Raw genomic sequence first — 20,505 nt, 5'->3', positions numbered from 1 at the left:
AAATGAATAGGCTTTTAATTTTACTAAGTTTTTTGGTTTTTAGTATAGCCAATTACGCACAAGTACAGACCGGTAAAGCTTCTTTTTATGCCGATAAATTTGAAGGAAGACGTACGGCCAATGGTGAAAAATATACGCATACTAAAGCTACCGCAGCCCATAGAAATTTGCCCTTTGGCACAAATTTAAAGGTAACTAACTTAGCTAATAATATAACGATTGTCGTAAGAGTTAATGATAGAGGGCCATTTGTAAAAGATAGAATAATAGATTTATCTAAGTCGGCAGCAAGGCAACTGGGTTTTATAGACGAAGGAGTGACCGATGTAGCGATTGAAGTTATTGATTATAAGGAAGAGGTGGCTACTGTACCCGTTGTATCAGAAATTGAAGAACCAGAATTTCGCAATGAAAATAAAAATACGATTGCTGGTACTTCTAAAGTAGATGTCGCTTCGGGCACAGTTGAAGCTTTAGAATTTTATGAGCTAGCCATAAAACGGGTTCAACCCGATTGGTATGGTGTTCAAATAGGAAGTTTTCAAGAATTAGCCAATCTGATAAGATTAGCCGATAACTTAAAAGCTAGTTATCAAAAAAATGTAGTGATACAAGTAAAAACTATACAAGAAGTAAAGGTGTACACTTTGGTATTAGGCGAATTTTCGCAAAGAGATAAGGCTGAGCGATTTAGAGATAAAGTGCAGAAACAGTATCCAGGAAGTTTTATTGTCGATTTTAAAGCTTTTAACTGATGCGTAGATTGGTTTTTGGATTGAAGTCTTTACTTTTTTTGTCTTTATTTGCTTGTACATCATTATATAAACCAATCCATGTCCCCAGGTCAGCCAATCAAGATTTTAGTTATGAAGTCGTCATTAACGATTCCGAATTCAAGAAATGGATGCAGACGCAAACAAACTTTCAAAATATGGAAGTGTCTAATATGAGAACTGAGCTTCTGAAAAAATTATCTAATTATAGAATTTGGGTCAAATCAAATCTTGAAAAACCACAAAACATAAATTATTTCAAAAACAAAAATTACAGTCATGAGGTAGATTCTGTGGTCTATCTATACTTGATTTATTTTGAAGAGAAGCATAACATTACATTATGAGAAAGCTGAAAGAGCATTGGGGAATTACTTCAAATTTTCAATTGATTATTATTTTTATTGTTTTTGGACTTACGGGTTCAACTGCTGTGTATGTGGCCAAACCCATTTTAGATTTCTTAAACTTAAGTAGAGAGAATTTTCCAGACAATTTTATTTGGGGTGGATTACTTTATTATACCTTACGTATTTTACTAATTTTCCCAGTTTATCAAGTATTGTTAGTTGTTCTGGGCAGCCTATTCGGACAATTTAAGTTCTTTTGGGCTTTCGAGAAAAAAATGCTAAAGCGTTTGGGACTCGGCTTTTTATTTGAGAAAGAATAAAAAAAACATCCCGAAAACTCGGGATGTTTTTTTTATTGTCAGCTCTGTTAATTAAGCGTGTTGAAGATCATGTTTTCCTTCTTTAATCTCTTCAATCACCTTGGCGTTAAAGGCTTCTAAGTCTCCTGGATTTCTAGAAGTTACGAGTGCTTCATCTACAACAACCTCTTGATCAACCCAAAGGGCTCCTGCATTTTCTAAATCTTTTTTAATTGACTTGTAAGAAGTCATTGTTCTACCTTCTACCACGTCTGCATTAATCAATGGCCAAGCACCATGGCAAATAGCTGCGACAGGCTTGCTTTGTTTAAAGAAATCTCGTATGAAAATTAAGGCATCCTCCTCTACTCTAAGCAAATCAGGATTAATAACTCCACCTGGTAAAACCAAAGCATGATAATCTTTTGCACTAACTTCTTTTAGTGGTTTATCTACATCAAAAGATTTACCCCAATTTCCATCTTTCCAACTTTTAATACTTCCCTTTTCAAGGCTAACAATCTCTACATTAAAACCTTCCTTTTTCATAGCATTTAAAGGAGACTCCAATTCACTTTCTTCAAATCCATTTGTGGCTAAAATAGCTACTTTCTTTTCCATAATAATTTTTCTTTTTTTTGATTCACCACTAAATTAGAGAATATGTATGGAAAAGGCTATTAAAGCTATTTTAAAAAACAATCCAAAGAAGTTAAATACTATTAAAATAAGTTTTTAAGTGCTCGAATCAGACAATACATCTAAATCTTTTTTGTTTTGTTCAATGATTCGCTTCTTTTCCTTCAATTCTTCAATTTCTTGGTAATAGGCAGGTTCAGCAAATTTATTTGGCTGTATGGTATCGTTTTTAAACAAAGCGTATTGTACGGTAAATTCAGCTCCGAAAAATAAGATTAAGCAAGAATAATAAATCCACAACAATATGAGCACTACCGAAGAAGCGCCTCCATAAATAGATGCAGGATTAGATTGACCAAAATAATAGCCTAATGCGTATTTACCTAGTAAAAACAACAAGGTAGTGAGTGAAGCGCCTATGAAAGTAGTTCGCCATTTAATTATTATATCTGGCAATAATCTAAATATACTCGCAAATAAAAATCCGATAAAGGCATAACTCAATAAAAAATTTAAAACCTCTACTGTATAACTTGTCAATTGCGGTGCAAACTGCCCCAGATACTCACTTAAATATGAAATTGCAGAACTAAGTATAAGAGATATTAAAAGTAAAAATGCAATAAAAAACACCATACCCAATGAAATTACTCTGTCCAAAATAATTCCTTTTAGATTATCGTTTTTAGTGCGAACACTCCAAATATTATTCATCGCTCTTTTAAGTTGAAAAAAAGCACCTGTGGCACCAAAAAACAGCATTCCTAAACTAATAATAATCATCAAGGTTTTATCTTGACTCAATTGTGCTTTTTCAATCATATCCGCTATAGCTTCCGCAGTATCGGGTCCTATAAAATTGGCGATTTCGTTTAAAATTTTTTCTTCTGCACTTTCTCTATTAAAAAAGTAACCAGTAATACTTATTACAATTACCAGCAAGGAGGGTAATGAAAATAACGCATAATAAGCGATAACCGCACTTTGTTCGAAGGGGTTATTACCCATCCAACGCTGATAGGTTTGTTTTAACAAGGCTAATCTTTTCATTACCGTTACCTTCATAATACGCTATTTTACACGTTTAACAAAATTACCTTCTCGACGATGTTTTTCTTCCATAAGTAAAGCATACTCCCTTCCCGTTTGACCGGCTACAGAGGTGTTCTCCTCTGCTCTTCTAATTAAATAAGGTATAACTTCTCGAATAGGTCCATAAGGCACTAGTTTGACCGTATTGTATCCGTTTAATGCCAAATTATAGGAAATATGGTCGCTCATACCGTACAATTGAGCAAACCAAATTCGCGGATCGTTTTTTTCTATTCCGCGTTCTTCCATTAAACGCATGGCAGAGTAGGTACTTACTTCGTTATGTGTACCTATATATAAGCTAATTTCATCTAGATTTTGAATACCATAATAAAGTGCGGCATTAAAATTAACGTCGGTAGCTTCTTTATCTTCGCATATTGGCGTGGGGTAATTCATTTTTGATGCTCTTAGATTTTCTTTTTCCATATAAGCACCACGCACTAATTTAGCGCCAACCTTAAAACCTTTATTTTGAGCTCGCACGTGAAGATCTTTAATGTACTGTAACCTGTCCCAACGATAACATTGTAGGGTATTAAATACGATGGCTTTTTCTTTGTTATATTTAGCCATCATTTCCTCCATCAAATCATCCGCTGCATCTTGCATCCAAGACTCTTCGGCATCAGCCAATATCACAACATCTAATTCGTGTGCTAAAGCACAAATTTTATCTACTCTATTCTTTATACGCTCCCACTCTTTTTGTTCTTCTTGTGAGAGCTGCTCATTGGCCGAAACTTTTTCCCAAATTGCAAACCTCCCAATGCCAGTAGGTTTAAAAACGGCAAAAGGAAGTTCATCATTTTCTTTAGTAAAGGCTATAAGGTCTTTTTTAATTTCTAAATCCTTATCAAATTCAGCTTCTTCATCTTTACCTTCGCTCGAATAATCTAAAATACTAAAAACATTCTTTTCATGCATTTTACGTATGGTAGGCAAGCAGTCTTCCTTGGTTATTCCTCCACAAAATTGCTCAAAAATAGTTTTCTTAATCAATCCCTCAATGGGTAAATGCAAAGCAAGTCCTAGTTTAGTTAATTTTGTGCCTACACTAACTAAGGCGGGTTGATTCATTAATTTAAAAATAAAGAGCGCTTTCTTTAAGTCTTTGTCACTTTTTAATGCAAAAGCCCTCTTGGTATTATTGAAGATTTTTGTAACCATTACAGATATTTAATTTTTGCAAATATAGTTTTCGATTTAGGAATAATATATTTTTCTCATTAATTTCGAACCATAATTAACATGCATTTATAATGAAAGCCATTCCCTCGGTAAATAACACAGTTTATTTTGTTGAAGAAGCCTATCAAAAACTAAACGATTGTCTAGCGACAAATTGCTTTTCTAAGGTTTTTATATTGGTAGATACACAAACCCAGATAAATTGTTTACCCCAATTTTTGCCTCTACTACAAACCAATATCACCATTGAAGTGATTGAAATTGACAGTGGTGAACAAAATAAAAATTTGCAAACCTGTAAAGGAGTTTGGGAAGCTTTAGCCGATTTAGGGGCAGATCGAAAGTCTTTATTAATAAATTTAGGTGGCGGTGTGGTAACAGATCTGGGCGGATTTGTTGCTTCTACCTATCAGCGCGGTATAGCATATATTAATATACCAACTAGCTTATTAGCAATGGTTGATGCTTCTATAGGCGGTAAAACCGGAATTGATTTGGGAAATTTAAAAAATCAAATCGGGGTGATAAATGATGCTAAAATGGTGTTGATCGATCCTAAATTTCTAGCCACCCTGCCCGCCAACCAGATGCGTAGCGGTCTTGCCGAAATGCTAAAACACGGACTCATTGCTGATAAAAATTATTGGAAAAAAATGACCGATTTGTCTCAATTAAATTTAACTCATTTAAATGAGCTAATTTACAGAAGCATTGAAATAAAGAATGAGATTATAAGCGATGATTTATTTGAAGATGGAATTCGAAAAACATTAAATTTTGGGCATACTCTCGGGCACGCGATTGAAGCTCATTATTTAAATCAATCTAATGAAAATGTTTTACATGGTGAAGCCGTTGCCGCAGGTATGATAATGGCTGCTTTTTTATCGCATAAGCTTACACAATTCCCAAAAGAAGATTTAGAAGAGTTGAGTAAAGTGATTAAGAAATACTTTGGCACTCTTTCAATTAAAGAGGAAGACGTGCCAGAAATCCTAGACCTTTTAAAACACGATAAAAAAAACAGCCACGGAAAGGTACTTTTTGTTTTATTAAGCCAAATTGCACAACCTCAAATAGATTGTAAAATTCCTAAAAACTTATTAAAAGAAGCTTTCACCTTTTATCGGCAAGTTTAATTACAGAATCTGTGCTGCGTGATCTTTGGTTTTCACCTTCTCTATGATGTTCTCTATAACTCCGTTCTCATCGATTATAAAAGTTTTTCGGTGAATACCGTCATATTCTTTCCCCATAAATTTTTTGGGTCCCCATACACCAAAAGCATTAATTAAACTTTTGTCTTCATCTGCAATAAGAGGAAATGGCAACTCATGTTTCTGTTTGAAATTCTCTTGACGTTTGGCCGAATCGGCACTCACGCCCAATAAAGCGTAATTTTTATTTGTAAAATCTTCAAAGTTATCACGTAAATTACAAACCTCATTGGTACAACCTGGTGTACTTGCTTTTGGATAAAAGAATACCACTAGTTTTTTACCGCTATAATCTTTTAATTCGTGGAGATTACCACTTTGATCTTTAACTTTAAAATCTGGAGCCTTATCTCCTACTTTTAATGTGTTCATATTTGTTATTTTTGCTTAAAAATAGATAAAATGAATAAGCAAGAGAAGGTTGAATTTGTTATAAATACGTTAAAGCAACTCTATCCAAACATTCCGGTTCCTTTAGATCATAAAGATCCTTACACCTTATTGATAGCGGTACTTCTTTCTGCGCAAAGCACCGATAAGAAAGTTAATGAAATAACCCCCCAACTATTTGCCTATGCAGATAACCCTTATGATATGGTACGCTTATCGGTGGAACAAATTAGAGAAATTATTAAACCTGTAGGACTTTCTCCTATGAAGGCAAAAGGCATATATGGATTATCAAAAATTTTAATTGATGAATATCACGGAAAGGTACCAAAAAGCATTGAAGCTTTAGAAAAATTGCCTGCAGTGGGCCATAAAACGGCTAGTGTAGTAGTGGCTCAGGCATTTGGAATTCCTGCATTTCCTGTAGATACACACATTCACCGGCTCATGTACAGGTGGAATCTGAGCACGGGAAAAAATGTTGTACAAACCGAACGTGATGCAAAACGCTTATTTCCTAAATCTTTATGGAATGATCTACATTTGCAAATTATCTGGTATGGTCGGGAATATTCTCCCGCACGCGGGTGGAATCTTGAAAAAGATATTATTACTAAAACGATAGGAAGAAAAAGTGTTATCCAGGCTTATTATAAAAAGAGCAGTAAAAAATAAATTTACTGCTCTTAATTTAATATAAACTCATACTTTTTATCTTCTTTATCTAAAACCCGTAAGGCCTTAGAATAATTCAATAAAAAAGCTATTGTTTCTTTTTTTGGCTTACGTGAGCCAGTATTTTCGTTATTTTTTTTTGGATTATTGAGGTAAAGCTGCGCCATTTATCTTATTGGTTTTGTTCTAGATAAAAACGGCAATATTATCTCTTTATTGTATTAGTTGGTCAAAATAATATTATGGGCTTCTATAACCTTCCTCAGATTAATTAAAGCATAACGCATTCTTCCTAGTGCTGTATTTATGCTAACATCAGTTTTTAAAGCAATTTCTTTAAAACTCATATCCTTGTAAATTCGCATAAGTAAAACCTCTTTTTGATCCTCAGGTAATTCAGCTATCAAATCAGTAACATCTCTTTCTATTTGATCTTTGATTAGTGCATTCTCAACATCTAAACTTGAATCTTTTAAAACGTCAAAAATATCAAAATCTCCCGTTCCTTCAAACTTAGGCATTCGTTTGTTTTTCCTAAAATGATCTATAACTAAGTTGTGAGCAATACGCATAACCCAGGGTAAGAACTTCCCTTCTTCATTGTATTTACCTCGTTTTAGGGTGCGAATTACCTTAATAAAGGTATCTTGAAAAATATCCTCGGTTAAATCACGATCAAAAACTTTAGAGAAAATAAAATTGTAAATTCTAACTTGATGCCTTTCAATTAAATGAGACAAAGCCGTCTCATCGCCATTAATATACTCCTTTACCAAAACAGCATCACTGGTAGTATTATTCCTTTTCATACGTGTTACTTTAGTTATAAGCCATCAGAAGAAAGCTTATTTTGATTATTAAGTTATTTTAGTTGTAAGTAACAGTATGCTATAGGCAGATATTATTGGTTTTTACTTGTGTAAATATATAAAAGAATTTTAATCCCACCCATAAAAGTTAATCTTTTTAACACTTTTTGAATGGAGTGCTTGCTTTTTTTCTCGTTTAGGTTTAATTAACTTTGACCCTTTATTCAAATACTGCATGAGAAAATCAAACCAAGAAATAGACCCAAAGAAAAATATCATCATTAAAGGAGCCAAACTACATAATCTAAAAAATATAGATGTTGTAATTCCTAGAAACAAACTGGTGGTTATCACCGGTCTTTCTGGCTCTGGTAAATCAAGTTTGGCTTTTGACACCCTTTATGCCGAAGGTCAAAGAAGATATGTAGAGAGCTTATCTTCTTACGCGAGGCAATTTTTAGGCCGCTTAGATAAACCCAAAGTAGATGACATAAAGGGGATAGCACCCGCCATTGCAATAGAACAAAAGGTAAATGCTACCAACCCTCGTTCTACCGTAGGTACATCTACAGAAATTTACGATTACCTCAAACTGCTTTATGCTAGAATAGGCAAAACCTACTCTCCTATCTCTGGAAATGAAGTTAAAAAAGATTCGGTGGCTGATGTAGTTAAATACATAAAAAGTTTACAAGAACGCGAAAAATTGCTGCTTTTAAGTCCGGTTTTTGTCGAAGAAGGTAGAAGCATTCAAGAGAAATTAAAAATTCTTCTGCAACAAGGTTTTAGCCGAGTGAAAATAGATCAAGACGTATTGCGAATAGATGAAGTTGAGAATCTAAATTCAAAGACCAGAGTTGAATTGGTTGTAGACCGTGTGGTAAAAAAGGATAATGAAGATTTTTACAATCGACTAGCAGATTCGATTCAAACAGCATTTTATGAAGGAAAAGGAGAACTATTTGTAGAGCATGTCAAATCGAACAAGCGTAGACAATTTAGCAATCGATTTGAGTTAGATGGAAAAACCTTTCTAGAGCCGAATATACACCTATTTAGTTTCAATAATCCATTCGGTGCCTGCCCTACTTGTGAAGGTTACGGTGATGTAATAGGTATAGATGAAGATTTAGTTATACCCAACACCTCCTTATCTATTTATGACAATGCAATTTTCCCGTGGCGTGGAGATAGTTTAAGCTGGTATAGAGACCAACTGGTAAATAACGCAAGCAAGTTTGATTTCCCTATTCACAAACCATATTTTGAACTGTCAGATAAGCATAAAAAGTTGATTTGGGAGGGTAATAAATACTTTGAGGGCCTAAATGATTTTTTTGCCCATTTAGAAGCGAAAGCTTATAAAATTCAAAACAGGGTTTTATTGTCTCGCTATCGCGGAAAAACAAAATGCAAAACCTGCAATGGATTGCGTTTAAGACCAGAGGCTAATTATGTAAAGGTTAGCCACACTCCTATTTCGGAATTGGTTGAACTTCCTTTAAACGAATTACGCGAATTTTTTGAAAATTTAAACCTTAGTATTAACGATAAGAAAATTGCCAAGCGCCTTCTAAAAGAGATTCAAAACCGATTAAATTTTTTATGTGATGTCGGGTTGAGTTATTTAACCTTAAATCGAAAATCAAATAGTCTTTCTGGGGGTGAATCGCAGCGAATCAATTTAGCCACCTCATTAGGAAGCAGCCTAGTAGGATCTATGTATATATTAGATGAACCCTCTATTGGTTTACACGCCAAAGACACCGAGCGTTTAATTGGTGTGTTACAAAAGCTACGCGATCTGGGTAACACCGTAATTGTTGTCGAACACGATGAAGATATTATGAAGGCTGCCGACGAAATTATCGATATTGGTCCAGAGGCTGGAACCCATGGCGGACAAGTGGTGGCAACCGGTAATTTTAAAAGCATTCTCAAAAGTGATTCGCTAACAGGTAAATATTTAAGTCAAAGACTACAAATTGAAATTCCAGGAAACCGGCGTAGCTATAAAAATTATATCGATTTAAAAGGATGTAGGCATAATAACCTAAAAAATATAGATGTGCGCTTTCCATTAGGGGTTTTCACCTGCGTTACCGGAGTATCAGGCAGCGGAAAAAGCACCTTGGTTAAAAATTTACTATACCCAGCTATTTTAAAAGAAACCGGAGGATATGGAGCGAAAATTGGACAATTAACTGAGGTTTCTGGGAAATTTGAAAACATTAAAAATGTAGAATTTATTGACCAAAATCCTATTGGTCGTTCTTCTCGTTCAAATCCTGTAACCTATGTAAAAGCCTATGACGCCATTAGAAGTCTATTTGCAGATCTTCCTTTAGCTAAAGCAAGAAATCTTAAAACCAAACATTTCAGTTTTAATGTTGACGGAGGTCGATGCGAAACCTGTAAGGGAGAAGGCGAAGTTACCATTGAAATGCAATTCATGGCAGATGTTCAATTAGAATGTGAAACTTGTAAAGGAAAACGGTTTAAAAGAGAAATTTTAGAAATTAAATTCGAGCAACAAAATATTGACGATATACTCAATATGACCATTGATGATGCGATTGATTTTTTCACTTCAAAAAAACAGAACAAAATCGCTAAAAAATTAAAACCTTTACAAGATGTAGGCTTGGGGTATGTCCGTCTAGGACAAAGTTCATCCACTTTATCAGGTGGAGAAGCACAACGAATAAAACTAGCCTCATTTTTGGGTAAAGCTACGAGTAAAGATAAAGTGCTATTTATATTTGATGAACCTACCACAGGATTACATTTTCATGATATTAAAAAATTACTCAAATCTTTTCAAGCATTGATTGAAAAGGGACACAGCATAGTGGTTATAGAGCATAATATAGATCTCATTAAATGTGCAGATTATATTATTGATCTAGGCCCAGAAGGGGGAAAAAAAGGAGGCTACTTATTGGCAGCAGGTACACCTGAAGAAATAATTAAAAACAAAAAAGGATTTACCACTAAGTATTTAAAAGACAAACTAGTAATGGCATAGAAATTGTGTATTATAAATTATATTTTCATAATATTTTATTTAGTTGGTTATAGGAAACAAGTGCAATTTCAAGTGAAATCTGCACTTGTTTTTTTATCTTATGCACCCTATTGTTAAAATTTTGGCACGTTAATTGGATTTCTGTTAATGAATCATAAAATTACAAGCCATGAAAACACTTATTAAATTTACAATTGCATTTTTATTACCCATAGGCTTGGCTTTTGCTACAGACAAAATTCATCCTAAATTCTATCACAATCAGGGTCCAATTATTTTTATCGAAAACAATATCGAATTTGCGGTATTTCAAGATGGGCAATTTGATTTTAATTACTTACCTAATAGAAGAAAATACAGCTATTTTAATCAGCACATTAATATAACCTATAACGGGGGCTATAACTACACGCCGCATATTCGGGTTAACCGGTACGGAAGTATAATTCAAATTAGAAACACACCTATTTTCTACGATTTCTATGGTCGAGTAACCCAAATTGGACAGATAAATTTAAAATATAATCGTTTCGGTTATTTAAAACGAATTGGCAATATGCACATTCGTTATAATAGGCATTTTAATCGTTATTACCTTAACGGATTTATAAATAGGTATAACAAAGGCTATACTTATAGACCTTGGCATCGAAACTTTAGAAGGCCAAAGTATGCTCATCATCCTGATTATAGACTACCAATTAGTGATCGTAGAGCTAAGCATCCTAAATACAGAAAACCGAGGATAAAGGGAAATAAAGGAAGAACTACCAACCGGTACAATTACAGAGCAGAAAAACAAAAAGACCTTAGGCGTGATGCCCAAACTAATAGAAGGCATTTGAATCGTCGTAAGGCACCAAGTAAAAATTTCAGGGAAGAAATAGATAATAAACCCAATACCGTACGGAAAAGAAGCTACCATCAAAAAAGACCTTTAGGTGCTAGCACTAGAAGTAATCGCTAAAAAAAAGCTCTATTTAGGAGCTTTTTTTATTTTGAAAATGTTTTAATTTATATATAATCTCTTTAAGAAATAAGCTCAGTTCTTCTGATGGCTTTAAAAATAAAATTCCTATAAAATAAACTATAGCCAAACTTATAGATTGAATAATAAGATTTATAAAAGGATTAAAGGGTAACGCAAAAAATCTTGAACAAAATAATAGTATAAAGATAAACACAATAACATAAAATGTCTTCCTGCTTAAGGGATGAAGCCTGTGAAATTTATAAACCATAAAAATTTTTGCTAAATCGTACATCAAAAAAACTATGAGTGATGCAACCGCCGCACCGATTAAACCAAAGCGCGGAATAAGATAAATATTGAGACCAATAGCTAAAAGAATTACAAAGAGTCCTGTGATTAAAAGCAATTTATAAAACCGAGAATTTAAAATAATGCTATTAGAAATGCCTAGAAGGTTATTCAATAATTTAATACTACTTAGCATACATAAAATCTCGAATGCTAAGGTATAAACCGGTGGCAGTAAACGATATATCTCGCTTGCGTTCACCAAAATCAATAAAAAAATAAAGCCACTTATAACCAATAAATTTATACTGCTTTTAGCATATAAGCTTTTTAATTTTCCATTTTGATTTTCATTTAAATACTTTGCTGTAAGTGGTAAGGTAATTTGATGCATCGCTCGAGAAGGCACGGCAATCACAGAGGCCATATAAACACCAATTCCATAAATAGAAACTTGCTCAATAGGCATAAAATGTTCTATCATTACCTTATCTAAATCTAATAAAGCAGTAGCTACAAAACCAGCTAAAAGCATCAAAGCCGAATAGGTGAAAATTTTCTTATAATTTTTAGGTAAACGCAAATCAATTTTTGGAGGTAGCAGGTGAAAAGCGTAAAACTTAATTAATAGGGTGCGTAGCAAATATACAGTCGTTAATGCATATAAAAACTGGTTGACATTGAGTAGTTCTATATATACCATATACAATAAAACACTGATTAAAACACGATGAAAAACCTCCTTCATAAAATTACCAAAAACGCTTTTTAATTTAAGCTTGCTCCAAGCAAAAAACAACTCAAAATAAGCGACAGCAAAAGCAATTAGAAAAATTAACCAGAAATAAGGTTTTATCCAGTCCTCGGTAATTAAAAGTAAAAATTGATTCTTAAAAATAGCAGTTAGACCTCCTAATATCAGGGCTGCTGCTAAGGGATAAAACAATCCCATACTTAACAATTGGTTTTGTTCATCCTGTTTTTTATAGGAAGAATAGAATCGAATTATAGAATTGTTTAAACCGATTCCCAGAAAAGGCCATAACAAAGTGCCAGCCGATAACAAAAAAGTAACCAAACCGTAGTATTGAGGACTTAGAATTTGAGGATATAAAATTAATACATTAAAAGCCCCAACACCAAAGCCAAAATATGTTACAAGAGTGTTCTGCAAAGATTGTTTAAAAACCACTCCCATCACACTTGGTCATTTAAAAAAAAAGCTAAATTTTGTGTAAGATTTCGGCGATGAAAAGCTTTTATTTCGTCGGTAGAATTAAAATCAGTTTTACCTTGTAAAAAATTATTGAATTGATCGCGGATATAGGCTTTGATTTTAGCCTTCTCTGTGTATTCAAAGGCGGGCTTATACCCTACTTGTTCAAATATTTTATTAACATCCCAGTTTTTGGGTCCTATTGCCAAGATAGGTCTTTGAGCTTTTAAATAAGCAAATAGTTTGCCTGGAACAATACTAGCATGTTGCGCAGAGTTAATTTCAATCAAACTTAATAAACTTGCTTCACACATAAAGCTAAATGCTTTTTCTGCAGACACATAACCCTTATTATTTAAACAATCACTTAAACCCTCCTTTTGAATTGAATTGATTACCTCCTCACTCACTTTACCGCTGAGCTGAAGTTCAAAATATTCTAAAAAGTTTTTATTTTCCTGCCTCAATTCAGCTAAAGCTACCCAAAGATTTTTAGGATTACGATTAGTTAATAAGGAGCCTACGTGGGCCAAAATAAACTTGTCTTTTTTACGAAATACATCTTTTTTTATGTTCCCATCATATCCGTTAGTGATTACACGTATGGGTCGCTTCGTTTTCTTTTTAAATTCTTTTGCAGTTCCAAAACTTGTAGTAATGATAGCATCTGCCTGCTGCAATACAGTTGTTTCTAACCTTTGGTGTCTTTTTTGAGATGCGGGTAATAAAAATAAGTCCTTATGATAACCTATATGTGTCCAAGGATCTCTAAAATCAGCATACCAAGCGATTCCCAATTTACGTTTCAAAGCCAAGCCTATTAAATGTAAACTATGCGGTGGCCCGGTAGTAATAACTTTTGTAATGTTATTTTTCTTTAGATAAGATTCGAGATATTTAGTTGCTGGTTTAACCCAACCTACTCGTGCATCTGGAATAAAAAGATTCCCTCGGATGAATAGCAACAGTTTTTCCATGAAACCCTGTTTATCCTTTTCTGAAATAATACCACTACTAATAGTTTGGGTTTTGCGCTTATTGAATATTTTAGCCAAGGTGTATGGTTCTCTAATAGGATATTTAACCACCTTAACTTGGTTTGGAACCTCTTTTAGTAACTCAGCATCTTGCAAGGGATAAAAAGGGTTTTCTGGTGCAAAAACAATAGGTTCATACCCAAAATCTGGCAGGTATTTTACAAACTTCAACCAACGTTGAACGCCAGGACCTCCAGCTGGTGGCCAATAATATAATACAATGAGAACCTTAGTCAATTGAAGTACCTTTTTTCTTCATCCATTTAAAATAGATTCCGCCTAAAAGCAGAAGTAGAACAAGCACACCACTAATTAAAGTATAAGTACTACCCTTCTGAATAACTTGTGGTTCAAATTTGAAGATAAGTTCATGTTCACCTGCAGGAAGTTCTGCTGCTCTCAAGGTATAGTTTACTCTAAAATGCGGAATTAACTCTCCGTCTAAATAAGCGTTCCACCCGTGCGGATAGTATATTTCAGAAAATACCGCCAATTGATCATTATTGGTTTTATACCCATAAATCAACTCATTGGCTTTATAGCTCTTTAAATAAATTGTATCTTGAACCGAGGGCTGAAACGATTTTTGCTTCAATTGTGCTGCAAACTCCTTGTGAACCACAGCTGTATTTTTAGTATTCAGCGTGTCGAGCATACTTATCACAACATCGGCATCTTGAGCCACTACCACTTCATTAATGAACCAAGCATTACCGTTTGCATCCGCATTTAGCTGTGCTAAATCTTCTCCTTGATTATTCATTAAAATATATTTGGTGTTCAGCATATTCAATACCTCCTGATTTCCTTTACTAATGTGATATTCAAATAAATCTTGCATTCTTTGAGGCTTGGCTGCGTGGTATCCACCAATAGAATGATGAAAATAAGAAGCTGCCGAGGAGTTGAATGGACTATTAGAAAGATCTAAGACACGGTAGTGTGTTTCATCCTGCAAAACTTGTTGATTAGCAGCGGTAGGTTGGAATGGTTGCTCCATAAATCGCTTTGCTACAAAAGCATCGTTATTCACGTATCGTCTATCTACAGCAACTAAATCAAATACAATTATTACCCCGAGTATCAAAATACTAGTATTTTTTTGCAATTTTTGCTTCAGGAACAACCATAATGTTCCGGCAACGGCCAAAACTAAAATTAGGCTTCTTAAGCTGTCCTCAGTAAAAATACTCTTGCGATCTTCCTTTAAGGATCGAACAAAATCTGGTCCAAACTGTTCTATAAAAATCCGATCTTGAGCACCAGAAAAATCAAAAAACAAACCTTTAAGCAGTAAAAATACTAAGGCTATACCTGCTGTAATAAAAGTTGACTTTTTAAGAGCTTCAAGCATTTCTGTTCGATGGTATTTTTGTTTAAATAAAACCGAAAGTCCCATAATTCCCAATACGGGAATACACAACTCAAGTATTACTTGAATACTGGAAACCGCACGAAATTTATTGTACAAGGGAATATAATTTACAAAAAATTTTGTAAGCAAAGCCAAGTTATCACCCCAAGAAAGCAGTAATGCTAAAATACTACCTCCTAACAGCCACCATTTTAATCTACCTTTCACTAAATATAGGGCCAATACGAATAGAAAAAGTACGCTAGCACCAATATAGGCTGGTGCCCCGATATAAGTTTGATCTCCCCAATAGGTTGGTGCTCGTTTTACAAACTCTTTTGCTTGAACAGGTGAAGCACCCATCTGTAGTAAACTATTGTAAGTAGCCGAATCAGTGCTGAGCTTTTCGGCACTAGCACCGCCCATAAAACGGGGAATAAACAAATTAAAACTTTCTAGAATTCCGTAACTATATTCAGTAATATAATCGTAATCTAAGCCTGAATTTTCTTTTTCACTACCATCAGGATTTAAAGTTAATACCGAAGGGCCTCGCGTACTAAAATCTGTATACTCTTTAGTGGCTAGCAAATTAGTGGCATTAGCTCCTATTGCCAGTAAAACGGGTACAATCATTATTCCTACCCGACTAAAGAAAACTTTAAGTTTATTTTTTTTATAAAAATCGATGAGGTAAGCCACTCCCAAAACCAAGGTTAGCACTAACAAATAATAAGTCATTTGAAAGTGATTGGCGTTAATTTCCAGGGCCATACCGGCAAACAAAAGTAAACTACCCCAAAAATACTTTTCTCTAAAGACCAGTATAATCCCGGCAAGCACCCAAGGCATATAAGCAATAGCGTGTGCCTTGGCGTTATGCCCTACACCCAAAATAATAATCATATAAGTACTAAAACCAAAAGCAAGAGCACCCAAAATAGCCAATTTATAATCTATTTTTAACGCCAATAATAAAATATACAGCCCTATAAAGTATAAAAATAGATAATCGGCAGGTCGAGGTAAAAATCGAATGAGACGGTCTACTTGCTTTACATAATTATAAGGATAATTAGCTCCGAGTTGGTAGGTTGGCATACCGCCAAATGCAGAATCTGTCCAGTAAGGCTCTTCATCAAAAGATTTGATGTGATCTTTCTGCTGCTTAGCCATCCCAATATATTGCACAATATCACTTTGCTGAATAACCTTACCTTGTAAAACTGGGTTAAAATAGGCCAAGGCCAATATTATAAACAGAGCCAAGGCACTTAAATGGGGTAAAAACCGCTTCAATGCTAAATTCATAAACTAGTATTTTGGAGCTGACAAGCTAATCAATTTCTTCGTAATCGATATACTCTCCTACTTTCTTTTCAGACTTTTCTAAATTTTCCTTTTTTGCTTGTTGTGGTCGATTAAAATCTGCTTGCTGTTTAAACTGATCTTGCATTTTCTGATTTACTTTGTTCAGTATATACTTCAGTAAAAACGGTTTAAGCCACTTAAAAATTATTTTAAGTCCAAAATAAACCAATAAAATAATTAATATAGTCTTCAATAAGCCCATAAATGATGCGTAAGCCATTTTTTTTGATACAAAATTAGGGATTGTTCTATTAAAGCCTATTTATTTAATTAAAAATTACCAAAAATATATACCTTTGGGTGTTTAACAAAGTACTATGAAGCAATTATTTTTAACGATTAGCTTGAGCTTGATGTGTTTTCACGGATTTGCTCAGTATACAGAAACTATAAACTCAAACCGCCCGGGAGCCTCCCAAGGAGCATTTTCTGTTGGCCACAAAGTCATACAGTTTGAAATGGGCGGACTATATGAGCAAAACCAACACGATTTAACTCAGATTGATGCAACCCAATGGGGTGTAGATTACGAATTCCGTTTTGGAATTATAATGGAGCAACTTGAGCTCAATTTAAAAGGGAGGTACTTAAGCACAACCGAAGAATATATTCAAGGTGGCCAGAATATAGAAAACAGTTATAGCAACTTTCAATCGAACACCTTGGCGATAAAGTATTTGGTCTATGACCCTTATAAAAAACGAGCTTTTGAAAAACCTAATATTTACAGCTGGAAAGCTAACAATAGCTTTCAATGGCGTGATTTAATTCCTGCGGTTTCAATTTATGCAGGGGCTAATATATTACTAGGCGATAACAATCCTTATTTAGCGCCTGGTGTTGGTAAACTTACTCCTACCGCCGCTTTAGTTACGCAAAACAATTGGGGAAAATGGGTATTTGTTATGAATTTTATTGCGGATAGATTTACTAGCGATGATCCTTATTATTCAGGAATTTTCACAATGACGCATACCCTTAACGCTCAGTTCTCTGTATTTGCTGAGTACCAGGCTATAAAAAACGATTTCTACGCAGATGATTTAGTACGATTGGGTGGTGCCTATTTGTTTTCTAAGGATTTACAATTAGATCTTTACGGATTAACGAACTTTAAAGACACGCCCTCTCGTTGGCAAGTAGGCTTAGGTCTCTCCTATCGTTTGGATAACAAGCACGAGGATGAAATAATAATGGAAAAGAAGCAACCTAAGCAAAAGAAAAATAAAAAGGTGAAAAACAGTGAGCTAGTTGATCCCGAAAGCGAACTAGATTAATTACAGCATAAAAAAATCCGCTTAAAGCGGATTTTTTTTCTTAATGAAATTCTGTTTATATTAATCACCCATTGCAGCAGCAACTCCTGCAGATAATCTTTTATAAGTACCATTTTCTAAACGCTCACGAATAGATGAAAAGGCTTCTAAAGTTTCTTCAATATCTTTCATAGTATGTGAAGCTGTAGGTATCATTCTAAGTAGTATTAAACCTTTTGGAATTACAGGGTATACTACAATACTACAGAATACACCGTGATTTTCGCGTAAATCTTTAACCAAGGCCATTGCTTCTGGTATACTTCCTTTTAAATAAACTGGGGTTACACAACTTTGTGTTGTACCAATATCAAAACCTCTTTCTTTAAGTCCGTTTTGTAAAGCATTTACATTTTCCCAAAGTTTCTCTTTCAATTCAGGCATGCTACGCAGCATATCTAAACGCTTAAGCGCCCCTACAACCAATTGCATTTGCAAAGACTTTGCAAACATTTGCGATCTTAAATTATACTTTAAATAATCAATAACTTCTTGATCACCCGCTATAAATGCTCCTGTACTTGCCATAGATTTTGCGAAAGTAGCAAAGTAAACGTCAATTTGATCTTGTACTCCTTGCTCTTCACCAGCACCAGCACCAGTCTTACCTAAGGTACCGAAACCATGCGCATCATCTACAAATAACCTAAAGTTGTACTTTTCTTTTAGGGCAACAATTTCTTTTAATTTCCCTTGTTCTCCACGCATACCGAATACACCTTCAGAAATCAGTAAAATTCCACCTCCAGTTTGCTGTGCAATTTTTTCGGCTCTTTGTAGGTTTTTCTCAATACTTGCTACATCATTGTGTTTGTAGGTAAATCGTTTACCCATATGTAAGCGTACCCCATCAATAATACATGCGTGCGCATCTACATCATAAACAATTACATCATCTTTCCCCACCAAAGCATCAATAGTACTCACCATACCTTGATAACCAAAATTCAATAAATAAGCCGCTTCTTTATTAACAAATTCGGCTAACTCATTTTGAAGTTGTTCATGCAAATCGGTATGACCACTCATCATTCTTGCTCCCATAGGATAAGCTGAGCCATACTGTTTAGCTGCCTCGGCATCTACCTTTCTAACTTCAGGGTGGTTTGCCAACCCTAAATAGTCATTCACACTCCAAGTAATTACTTCTTTACCCTGAAATTTCATTCGGTTACCTATTTCTCCTTCTAGTTTAGGGAATACAAAATAACCTTCAGCTTGGTCTGCCCATTTTCCTAATGGCCCTTTGTCTTTATATATTTTATCAAATAAATCTTTCATAGAATAATTTTTATAAAACAGAATGCAAAAATAATCAAATAAATATCAATTTGATTATTTAACAAGCAATTCGTGAATTTAACATATGGAATAAATTTAAAAGCATCCTTATCGGATGCTTTTAAATTACTTAATGTACTGAATTTTTTCAGCATCAACTAGATTTTCAGAATCTGAGAAACCTTGTTCTTGCATCCAATCGTCACTGTAGATTTTGCTCATATAACGAGAACCGTGATCGGGAAAGATAATAACTACTTTGCTATTAGCATCAAAAATTTCTTCCTCGGCCAACTGCTTCACCCCTTGAAAAGCGGCACCACTAGTATACCCAACAAAAAGACCCTCGGTTTTAGAAATCATTCTGGCTGTATGTGCGCTCTCTTCATCAGAAACTTTGACGAAACGATCTATAACATCAAAATCTGTTGCGGTTGGAATCAAATTTTTACCTAAACCTTCAATACGGTACGGATAAATTTCATTTTCATCAAACTCACGCGTTTCGTGGTACTTTTTTAATACCGATCCGTAGGCATCTATACCTATAATTTGAATATCGGGATTTTGCTCTTTTAAAAATCTTGCGGTTCCAGAAATGGTTCCTCCTGTCCCACTACACGCCACCAAATGAGTTATTTCTCCTTCAGTTTGTTTCCATATTTCAGGACCAGTGGTGTTGTAATGCGCGTCAATATTTAATTCATTAAAATATTGATTGATATAAACAGAACCTTTAATTTCTTGGTGCAACCTTTTTGCCACCTCATAATACGATCTTGGATCATCGGCGCTCACATGTGCCGGACAAACATATACTTTAGCTCCTAAGCTTTTAAGCATATCTATTTTATCTGCAGATGATTTTGAACTAACCGCTAAAATGCACTCGTAACCTTTGATCACCGAAACCATTGCAATACTAAATCCTGTATTACCCGATGTGGTTTCAATAATAGTATCTCCTGGTTTTAATATCCCTTTGCGCTCAGCTTCTTCGATAATATAAAGGGCTATTCTGTCTTTTGTTGAGTGACCGGGATTAAATGCTTCTACTTTGGCATAAAAATCTCCAGTTAAATCTTTAGTTATTCGGTTTAATTTAATGAGTGGTGTATTTCCTACTAGCTGTAAAGCGTCATTATAAACCTTTAAGTCTTCTTTCATAAAATGTGAAGTTCTTATTAACTTTCCTTTCGTGTTTTG

The 20,505-nt window shown here is 34.4% G+C and carries 19 protein-coding genes; 7 read left to right on the top strand and 12 right to left on the bottom strand.

Annotation, left to right across the window (positions count from 1 at the left end; genetic code table 11):
* The first annotated feature begins 2 nt into the window (after window positions 1-2).
* Both ACFSQ0_RS03660 and ACFSQ0_RS03655 read left to right on the top strand, forming a co-directional pair.
* Entirely contained in the window at window positions 3-755 is a 753-nt protein-coding gene (locus ACFSQ0_RS03660) for a septal ring lytic transglycosylase RlpA family protein (RefSeq protein ID WP_379044274.1), read from the top strand.
* Window positions 756-1,116: 361 nt separating this feature from the next.
* Window positions 1,117-1,443 carry a DUF6787 family protein gene (locus tag ACFSQ0_RS03655; protein ID WP_379044271.1) on the top strand — a complete coding sequence of 109 codons (327 nt, stop codon included), beginning with the start codon at window positions 1,117-1,119 and terminating at the stop codon, window positions 1,441-1,443.
* A gap of 51 nt (window positions 1,444-1,494) precedes the next feature.
* Here ACFSQ0_RS03655 and ACFSQ0_RS03650 read toward each other — a convergent pair whose 3' ends face one another.
* The 3 genes from ACFSQ0_RS03650 to ACFSQ0_RS03640 form a co-directional block, all read right to left on the bottom strand.
* Window positions 1,495-2,043, bottom strand: a complete 549-nt coding sequence (locus ACFSQ0_RS03650) for a type 1 glutamine amidotransferase domain-containing protein (protein ID WP_379044268.1) — start codon at window positions 2,041-2,043, stop codon at window positions 1,495-1,497.
* A 114-nt stretch (window positions 2,044-2,157) separates the two neighbouring features.
* Entirely contained in the window at window positions 2,158-3,126 is a 969-nt protein-coding gene (locus tag ACFSQ0_RS03645) for a YihY/virulence factor BrkB family protein (protein ID WP_379044265.1), read from the bottom strand.
* 6 nt (window positions 3,127-3,132) lie between these two features.
* Entirely contained in the window at window positions 3,133-4,323 is a 1,191-nt protein-coding gene (locus tag ACFSQ0_RS03640) for a proline dehydrogenase family protein (RefSeq protein ID WP_379044262.1), read from the bottom strand.
* Window positions 4,324-4,415: 92 nt separating this feature from the next.
* Here ACFSQ0_RS03640 and aroB point away from each other — a divergent pair, with 92 nt between their 5' ends.
* Entirely contained in the window at window positions 4,416-5,483 is a 1,068-nt protein-coding gene (gene aroB / locus ACFSQ0_RS03635) for a 3-dehydroquinate synthase (RefSeq protein ID WP_379044259.1), read from the top strand.
* Here aroB and bcp read toward each other — a convergent pair whose 3' ends face one another.
* Complete coding sequence (gene bcp, locus ACFSQ0_RS03630; RefSeq protein ID WP_379044256.1) at window positions 5,484-5,933, bottom strand: thioredoxin-dependent thiol peroxidase; 450 nt, start codon at window positions 5,931-5,933, stop codon at window positions 5,484-5,486. It lies immediately after the preceding gene.
* A gap of 30 nt (window positions 5,934-5,963) precedes the next feature.
* Here bcp and ACFSQ0_RS03625 point away from each other — a divergent pair, with 30 nt between their 5' ends.
* On the top strand, window positions 5,964-6,626 hold the full coding sequence (locus ACFSQ0_RS03625; protein ID WP_379044253.1) for an endonuclease III domain-containing protein: 663 nt from the start codon (window positions 5,964-5,966) through the stop codon (window positions 6,624-6,626).
* 11 nt (window positions 6,627-6,637) lie between these two features.
* Here ACFSQ0_RS03625 and ACFSQ0_RS03620 read toward each other — a convergent pair whose 3' ends face one another.
* Together ACFSQ0_RS03620 and ACFSQ0_RS03615 are read right to left on the bottom strand one after the other, a co-directional pair.
* Window positions 6,638-6,793: a hypothetical protein gene (locus tag ACFSQ0_RS03620; protein ID WP_379044250.1), complete on the bottom strand. Its 156-nt coding sequence runs from the start codon at window positions 6,791-6,793 to the stop codon at window positions 6,638-6,640.
* 54 nt (window positions 6,794-6,847) lie between these two features.
* Window positions 6,848-7,435, bottom strand: coding sequence for an RNA polymerase sigma factor (locus ACFSQ0_RS03615; protein ID WP_379044247.1), 588 nt, complete (start codon window positions 7,433-7,435; stop codon window positions 6,848-6,850).
* 235 nt (window positions 7,436-7,670) lie between these two features.
* Between ACFSQ0_RS03615 and uvrA the strand changes: the two genes are divergently transcribed.
* Together uvrA and ACFSQ0_RS03605 are read left to right on the top strand one after the other, a co-directional pair.
* Entirely contained in the window at window positions 7,671-10,463 is a 2,793-nt protein-coding gene (uvrA, locus tag ACFSQ0_RS03610; protein ID WP_379044244.1) for an excinuclease ABC subunit UvrA, read from the top strand.
* Window positions 10,464-10,632: 169 nt separating this feature from the next.
* A complete protein-coding gene (locus ACFSQ0_RS03605; protein WP_379044241.1) occupies window positions 10,633-11,430 on the top strand; it encodes a hypothetical protein in 798 nt (265 codons plus the stop codon).
* 13 nt (window positions 11,431-11,443) lie between these two features.
* Here ACFSQ0_RS03605 and ACFSQ0_RS03600 read toward each other — a convergent pair whose 3' ends face one another.
* The 4 genes from ACFSQ0_RS03600 to ACFSQ0_RS03585 are packed head-to-tail and all read right to left on the bottom strand — an operon-like array spanning window position 11,444 to window position 16,922.
* Window positions 11,444-12,898, bottom strand: coding sequence for an oligosaccharide flippase family protein (locus ACFSQ0_RS03600; RefSeq protein ID WP_379044239.1), 1,455 nt, complete (start codon window positions 12,896-12,898; stop codon window positions 11,444-11,446).
* A 23-nt stretch (window positions 12,899-12,921) separates the two neighbouring features.
* A complete protein-coding gene (locus tag ACFSQ0_RS03595; protein ID WP_379044236.1) occupies window positions 12,922-14,214 on the bottom strand; it encodes a glycosyltransferase in 1,293 nt (430 codons plus the stop codon).
* The gene (locus tag ACFSQ0_RS03590; protein WP_379044233.1) at window positions 14,207-16,642 is read right to left on the bottom strand and encodes a hypothetical protein; all 2,436 of its coding nucleotides are present in this window, start codon (window positions 16,640-16,642) and stop codon (window positions 14,207-14,209) included. The genes ACFSQ0_RS03595 and ACFSQ0_RS03590 overlap by 8 nt, the downstream gene beginning before the upstream one ends.
* A 25-nt stretch (window positions 16,643-16,667) precedes the next feature.
* Complete coding sequence (locus ACFSQ0_RS03585; protein WP_379044231.1) at window positions 16,668-16,922, bottom strand: DUF4834 domain-containing protein; 255 nt, start codon at window positions 16,920-16,922, stop codon at window positions 16,668-16,670.
* Window positions 16,923-17,019: 97 nt separating this feature from the next.
* On the opposite strand from ACFSQ0_RS03585, the gene ACFSQ0_RS03580 reads away from it, so the two are divergent.
* Window positions 17,020-17,979: a transporter gene (locus ACFSQ0_RS03580; RefSeq protein WP_379044228.1), complete on the top strand. Its 960-nt coding sequence runs from the start codon at window positions 17,020-17,022 to the stop codon at window positions 17,977-17,979.
* 60 nt (window positions 17,980-18,039) lie between these two features.
* On the opposite strand, the gene ACFSQ0_RS03575 is transcribed toward ACFSQ0_RS03580, so the two are convergent.
* Window positions 18,040-19,299 carry an aminotransferase class I/II-fold pyridoxal phosphate-dependent enzyme gene (locus ACFSQ0_RS03575; RefSeq protein WP_379044225.1) on the bottom strand — a complete coding sequence of 420 codons (1,260 nt, stop codon included), beginning with the start codon at window positions 19,297-19,299 and terminating at the stop codon, window positions 18,040-18,042.
* 126 nt (window positions 19,300-19,425) lie between these two features.
* A complete protein-coding gene (locus ACFSQ0_RS03570) occupies window positions 19,426-20,466 on the bottom strand; it encodes a PLP-dependent cysteine synthase family protein (protein ID WP_379044222.1) in 1,041 nt (346 codons plus the stop codon).
* Window positions 20,467-20,505: the final 39 nt, after the last annotated feature.

It is taken from the genome of Mesonia sediminis, assembly GCF_042684705.1.
In the GTDB taxonomy this organism is placed as follows: Bacteria; Bacteroidota; Bacteroidia; order Flavobacteriales; family Flavobacteriaceae; genus Mesonia; species Mesonia sediminis.
Note: the sequence above shows the minus strand (reverse complement) of the source record. Positions and strands in the feature narration are given on the sequence as shown.